Below are 6662 nucleotides of genomic sequence, written 5' to 3' on the forward strand. Positions count from 1 at the left end.
CCAGGAGATATTGTCGCTGCTCAAAGTGAACGTCCGGGAATACGGCATGTACATCGCCCTCTTCGTGATCATGCTCATCTTCTCGATCTTGACGGACGGACTGTTCATGTCGTCCCGGAACATCAGCAACCTGCTGGACGCCACGGGATACATCGCGGTGCTCGCCGTCGGCATGACGCTCGTCATCGTCATCCGGCACATTGACCTGTCGGTCGGCTACGCGGCCGGCTTCATGGGGGCGATCGCGGCGATTCTGCTGTCCCAGTTCGGGCTTCCGGTGTATCTGACGATTCCGATCATTCTGCTGATCGGCATCATCGCCGGCCTGATCAACGGCTTCCTCGTCGCATCGGTCGGCATTCCGGCATTTGTGGCGACGCTGGCGGGGATGCTCATTTTCCGCGGGGCGCTGCTGCGCGTGACGGAGAAGACCGGCACGATCAACGTGCGGGACGACTGGTTCAACGCGATCGGCAACGGCTATGTCCCGGCGATCACCCAGGTGGGCGGCCTCAGCCTGTCGGCGCTCGTGATCGGCGCCGTCGCGATCATCCTGTACATTCTGTCCGAGATCCGCAACCGGCGCAACAAGATCAAGTACAACTTCGAAGTCGTGTCCGGGAGCATTTTCGTCCTGAAGCTTGTGTTCGTGTCGGCGATCATCGCCTACATCACGTGGATTCTCGCCGGGTACAACGGCATTTCCTGGACGGTCGTCATCATGCTGCTGGTCGTCATCGCCTATCACTTCCTGACGACCAAGACGGTGCTCGGACGGCACATTTACGCCGTGGGCAGCAACCCGGAAGCCGCGCACCTGAGCGGGATCAACGTGAAGAAGATCACCTATGTCGTGTTCGGTTCGATGGGCATGCTCTCCGCCCTGTCGGGCATTCTGTTCACGTCCCGTCTCCAGTCGGCTTCGCCGACGGCCGGCACGCTGTTCGAGCTCGACGCCATCGCGGCGGCTTATGTCGGCGGCGTATCGGCGGCCGGCGGCGTCGGCAAGGTGACCGGGTCCATCATCGGCGCGATCGTCATGGCCTCGCTGTCGAGCGGCATGAACCTGCTGGGCGTCGGCATCTCCTACCAGTACATGATCCGCGGCGGCGTGCTGGCGCTGGCGGTCATCTTCGACGTCATGACGCGCAAGAAGCGGGGCTGATTGGGACTTCAGGCATCGGCGTTGCCGGGCCGGCCGGAATATCCGGCCGGCCTTTTCGGCTTTTGCCGCGGGTATGCCGGAACGGACCGGTGGCGTATAACGTCAACACGTTGTGAACGCGAACCGATGTCAGGAAACGGCGCGTTTTGTGTGCAGCGGGCGGTTTGTGCGGTGAGGGTGGACGAGCTATATGGGGCGATAAGCCGGTTCGGCAGGGCCGGATTTCTGCTTCTGTAAGATTCGTAGCGGTGTATGTTATACTAGTGATAAAAGAGCGGAAAAGCTTATGAAAAGGGGTGACATCGAATGGAAAAGGTCAATTCACCGGAAGAGTTGATGGAGAACATATCGAATATGAGCCGCGAAAACTCTGTGTTTCAATTTCATATTCCAGGAAAAGGAAAATTCACTCTCGTCTTGCAAGAGGAAGAGCAGCGGTCCATTCAAGCTGACGTCGAGGCGAATCCGGAATTGAAGGCCATGATTGAACAAAGCAGGAGAGAATTCAAGCTTGGTAAAGCTATGAGCACATCGGAATTACTGAAATCCTTATCTCCAGAGGATTTTCGATCATGAACCGAGTAATTTTATGGCCTCCGGCAGTCAGATCTAAGCTCTCCCAGTTTCGCAGTGAGCGATTTTCCCCCGAGGAAACTTTTGATTTCATTTCTCAATTGATTCTTGAAACAGAAGCTGTACTCACCAATCCCATTATAGGCAAAGCTTATACAGAGGAAAACGGCACTTATGTTGGATTGTCGCGTGTAGTTCAGATTGTACAATTGGGAGGAGAACAGTTGACTATGCCCCTGCCAAATAAGCCGGACCGGCATTTGTCTGAGGACGATTGCAGCATTGACGATATCCTTGAATCGGCTGGAGTTTTAACTCCGGAACAAGCTGCGCATTTGATCGATGAAATCAAAAGGATGCGCGAAGAAGAATGGGAATGAATCCAAGTTGCCTACCCATTGTAGTTCCAATCAGGACACAGTGGGTTTATTTATATACTCGGAATACTTAAAAGGAGAACGACGATCATGGTTTATCGATGCAGAATCGAACTGGATGAGATTGCTCCGAAGATTTGGCGGGAGTTTCAATTTCATCCCGATGTGACGTTTCATCAGCTTCACAAAATCATCCAAGCGGTCATGGGATGGGAAAATTATCATTTGTACGAGTTTCATGTGAACGAGAAGGTGATCGGGCTTCCTGATCCGACATTCGCGGATTTGGAAGACCGTGAGATGCTAAATGCACGAAGAGAAACCGTTCAGAAGCATGTTCAAGAGGAAAACTCCGTTTTTACATACGTCTATGATTTTGGAGATGATTGGCAGCACACGGTTACGTTGATCAAAATCGACGCATCGACATCCGACCCGGCACCCTTGTGTCTAGATGGTGCCCGCGGCTGTCCGCAGGAAGATGTGGGAGGCGTGTGGGGGCATCAGCATATGATGGAAGTGTTGCTCACTCCCAATCATCCGGAGCGGGATCATTTTATCGGTTGGGTTCGCGAAGGATATGATCCCGAACATTTTTCCTGCGAAGAAGTGAATCAGGAACTTGAGCGGCAGAAGGACAAGCTGATCCCCAAGTCGCTGGTTAAGCGGCCGGCAGGGAAAAAGCCTGTGAAGCTGACGAAGTCTGCTCTGAATAAGCATCTGAAGCAGCTAAATAGCGACCAGCTTATCGATTTGGTGAAGGCTTGTTACGGCGCTAGCAAAGAGATGGAGAAGTTTCTCGCCGTAAGAATACTGGGCGAAGAAGCGGTAGAGTCTCTTTTTGAAGAGTATCGCAAGAAAGTTGAGAAAGAGTTTTTCCCTGAGCGGGGATTTGGCAAGCTGAGACTCCAGGAAGCGAAACATGCGATTTCGGAATTCGAGAGATTGACTGGAAATGCCAGGTACGCCCTGGAATTGAAGCTGGTCTACGTTGAAAATGGAGTTGATTTCACCCTAAGCTACGGGGATATTGATGAACGCTTCTACTACAGCATGGTGTCCATGTATGCCGATATCATCGATCAGGTGAATGAAGATGAAACGGCCGAGTTGTTTGACGAATTCGAGGAGCGTCTCGAAGCCATTGTTTCGAAAACAGAAGGGATCGGCTGGGGTTTTCATGACAATTTGGCAGAACTGCACGCTCAAATACGATGGATTTAGGTGAGGGGCTTTATGCGCGGCGGGAAGAATAAGAAGCGGACCGATCACAAATCGGAGTCCGCGGGGCTGGTGGAACAAGACGAGAATTTTTAATGAAATTTATTTTCGGTTACCGAAACGGGAGTCGGATGAAGGATATACTGACATGGTTGATTTTGCGGAAACGGTTGAAGATAAAAAGCTGCAATCCACTTTGATGCACATATTGAGCGGCGGCAAGAGAATATTCCGAAGATTCAAGGATGCGTTATCTTCCGACAGCGAGCAGTTAGAGCGGTATTACCAGTTTGTTGAAGAGCAGAATCGCAAACGTGTTTCTGATTGGTTCGAATCCATTGAAGTGAAGTTGATTCTCGAGTAATAAAGAAATGTTTGGGCAGGGGATACCGGTGAAACGTTCTTCTAGACAGACGATGATTAAGCTGTATGCTCAAGCGGTCATTTCGGAACTTCAACAATTAGGTTATCCCAATTCAATTGCTGTTGGCCATCTAAACCACTTGGCTAAAACATACATCCTTAAGCATAAAAGCAACAAATGAGCAGGATTATTTTCCAAATGGCAACCGATATACGACCTGTGTCGCTGTCACCATTTCTAAAAGATGAATATGTCGACGCTGCGGCAGACCAACATATTCCCTTCTTTACCACGGTGCGATCTTATCAGACGTTTATCGACTATTGGAATTCCAAGATGGAAAGAAGCGTCCAAAGGGGGCGGTCCTCATGAATTTATCCGATTTTGCCAGGTACATAGATCCTGCAGTTGTACACAGAGGAAAGGAATACGCGTCCGAAGGCCGGGTGATTTCCTTGAAATCGTTTGCCGAAAGAAAGTACACTTCGGTTGTGCGCGGGAACGAAGATTATGAGGTCTACGTAGAGCTGGACGACGAGGGAAACATTATGGAATCAGAATGCGATTGTCCGTACGATTTCGGCCCGGTCTGCAAGCATCAAGTCGCCGTATTCCTCGAGCTTAAGAATAGAGAAGCAGTCGGGGCATCTTCACCGGAACCGTCTCTCCGGCAGCTGTTGGAAGCAGAGAGCAAGGAGAAATTAATCGAATTGCTGCTCTCGATTGCATCGGATTCATATACCGCGGAAGAGCGCATCAGACTCCACTTGTCGAAAAGGGGCGAGGATCAGGAGTTGGACGCCTGCCGACGGTTGATTCGATCCTACATTGACACATATTCGGATGATCATGGTTTTGTGTCTTGGCGGAACGTAAGCCGCGCGGTGGAAGGTGCGGAGATCGTCGCTGAAAAGGCTCTCTCCGCCTTCGATGAAGAGGAATGGTTGCACGGGCTGGCGATTCTGTTTTGCATCATCGAAGAGATGATTGAATTATTGCAGTCCGCCGACGATTCGGACGGTGGAGTCGGGATCGTGATCGAAAGCTGTCTGGAATCGATCTTCAAGCTGGTTCAGGATCACCATCATATTCCGGCGGAAGAACGCTTGAAGATTTTCCGCCGGTTGTTGGAGGAGACACACCAGCCTTATTACGATGGGTGGTCGGATTGGCAGCTCGCGCTCCTCGAGGCGGCGGGCGCGCTGATCGAGTCGGAACAGATGCAACATCAATGGGATGATGCGGCGGATTCGCTCCTGAGTCATACGTCCGGAAGCAATTGGTCGCGGGATTACACAGACGAGCGGGTAACTGTGCTCCGATATGGTCAAATTTTGGAACGTTCAGGTGAAGAACAGGCGAAAGCTTATTTGTATAAACATCTGCATTTCCCGGAAATTCGGGAGATTGCGATTCGAGCGGCGCTTGAGCAAGGCGATGCCGAGGAAGCGATCCGATTGGCGGAGGCCGGGGAAGCCCAAGATCAGGGGCTGCCGGGGCTCGTCTATCGCTGGAAGAAATATCGGTATGAGGCATACCATCGCACAGGACAAGTCGAACAGCAGCGGAAACTCGGGATGGAGCTGATTGTGAACGGAGAGTATGCGTATTATCGCTCTGTGAAGGATACATTTTCCGATGAGGGAGAATGGACTTTGTATTTGCAAGATATGTTAGATCAATTAGAGCAGAGCCCGAGGGGAGAGCATACGTATACCCAAATCCTGGTGGAAGAGGAGATGTTCGCACGGCTTTTGGAACATGTCCGCAAGACACCTTACCGAATTGAATCGTTCTATGAGCAATTGCTTCCGCATTACCCGGAGGAGGTGAAGGCACTTTTCGTGGCCTATATCGAATTCCGGGCGGATCAATCCAGGGACAGGCGAGATTACGCCGATGTTTGCCGGATCATTCGAATGCTTCAACAGGTTGGCGGGCAGAAAGAAGCGTTCACCGTCACACAAAAATTGTTAACCAAATTTCCGCGAAGACCGGCTTTCCGGGAGGAGCTGGGGAAGATTCGTTTTTGAAGAAAGACTAGAAGAACCTTTCAAGCTGGAATGTGTAGCCGAAACCTTCTTCACGGAGTCGGGATAGCCGATCAATCGAGCAGCGCAGCGGTGAACGGAAAAAGTGTTGGGAGTTTGCCGCCAGAGTTCAAACGATGGGCATCTATCGACTAAAAAATCATTCGGAGAAATTGTTATATGAGAGATGAAATCAACGTTTCAGCTGTCGATATTGATGGTGTCTTAAAATATTTGGAGATGCTGGAATCCATTCCTGATATGATGAAAGCAAAAGGAGACAGGCTTAAAGCAGGAATGATTTGCAGAGATGATGGAGCTTACAAATTTGATTATAAGAGCTTTTACGAAGCCAATCGAATATATTTGACATCGAATCAAAAATAACGAAGGCTTTATACGAGCATAACTTTATCCTTAATGGATTCGATTGGGGCGACTGGATTAAAGAAAATACTAAATATTCGGATAACAATCCAAACCATGAGGAAATGATCCGCTCAGCCGATTTGGATACAATCCGCAAGATTTTTACGTCTATTGTCAGGGGCGATAGATTTAATGAATTTCTTTTGTTTAATTTGCTACAAAAGGGGTATGTATTGAAACTATTCAGAAGGCTGAAGGAAATTAGAAGGGAGATAGATCGTTAAGCAGACCGGATAGATTCACTTCCACACCCAACTTAACTGAGCCTTTTGCATAATTTCGTTTTGAAGCCAGCTTCATAGGGAGTCCTCAACTAGCAGCAGTTAATTCCTGGCTTTAACGTTTAAAAATGTGTAATTGGAGTTTATTGGTCATGAAAATGGGCAGACCTGCAGAATTTTCGGGAAACGCTCGTTTTTAAGCGACCGCTTTTGCCAAGCGAGATGCGGCTACTGCAGATGCAAGCAGAACGATGGCGTTCAGATACAGGTGAGTTGTTACTT

At 49.8% G+C, this 6662-nt stretch carries 8 protein-coding genes; all 8 read left to right on the top strand.

What is annotated here, in order from left to right; all coding sequences use genetic code 11:
• Nucleotides 1-46 precede the first annotated feature (46 nt).
• The 8 genes from C6W55_RS17720 (at nt 47) to C6W55_RS18210 (ending at nt 6383) form a co-directional block, all read left to right on the top strand.
• Nucleotides 47-1165, top strand: a complete 1119-nt coding sequence (locus tag C6W55_RS17720) for a sugar ABC transporter permease (protein ID WP_353682057.1) — start codon at nt 47-49, stop codon at nt 1163-1165.
• A 306-nt stretch (nt 1166-1471) separates the two neighbouring features.
• Complete coding sequence (locus C6W55_RS17725) at nt 1472-1741, top strand: hypothetical protein (RefSeq protein WP_041853791.1); 270 nt, start codon at nt 1472-1474, stop codon at nt 1739-1741.
• The gene (locus C6W55_RS17730) at nt 1738-2118 is read left to right on the top strand and encodes a hypothetical protein (protein ID WP_286894136.1); all 381 of its coding nucleotides are present in this window, start codon (nt 1738-1740) and stop codon (nt 2116-2118) included. The genes C6W55_RS17725 and C6W55_RS17730 overlap by 4 nt, the downstream gene beginning before the upstream one ends.
• An 87-nt stretch (nt 2119-2205) precedes the next feature.
• Nucleotides 2206-3339: a DUF6155 family protein gene (locus C6W55_RS17735; RefSeq protein ID WP_286894139.1), complete on the top strand. Its 1134-nt coding sequence runs from the start codon at nt 2206-2208 to the stop codon at nt 3337-3339.
• Nucleotides 3340-3436: 97 nt separating this feature from the next.
• Nucleotides 3437-3700, top strand: coding sequence for a UPF0158 family protein (locus C6W55_RS17740; RefSeq protein WP_483316375.1), 264 nt, complete (start codon nt 3437-3439; stop codon nt 3698-3700).
• Nucleotides 3701-4068: 368 nt separating this feature from the next.
• Complete coding sequence (locus C6W55_RS17745; RefSeq protein WP_286894143.1) at nt 4069-5733, top strand: SWIM zinc finger family protein; 1665 nt, start codon at nt 4069-4071, stop codon at nt 5731-5733.
• Nucleotides 5734-5910: 177 nt separating this feature from the next.
• Nucleotides 5911-6117, top strand: a complete 207-nt coding sequence (locus C6W55_RS17750) for a DUF6508 domain-containing protein (protein ID WP_286894145.1) — start codon at nt 5911-5913, stop codon at nt 6115-6117.
• A 26-nt stretch (nt 6118-6143) separates the two neighbouring features.
• Nucleotides 6144-6383, top strand: a complete 240-nt coding sequence (locus C6W55_RS18210; protein WP_353682058.1) for a DUF6508 domain-containing protein — start codon at nt 6144-6146, stop codon at nt 6381-6383.
• Nucleotides 6384-6662: the final 279 nt, after the last annotated feature.

The sequence above is a fragment of the Thermobacillus sp. genome, from assembly GCF_003390775.1.
In the GTDB taxonomy this organism is placed as follows: Bacteria; Bacillota; Bacilli; order Paenibacillales; family Paenibacillaceae; genus Thermobacillus; species Thermobacillus xylanilyticus.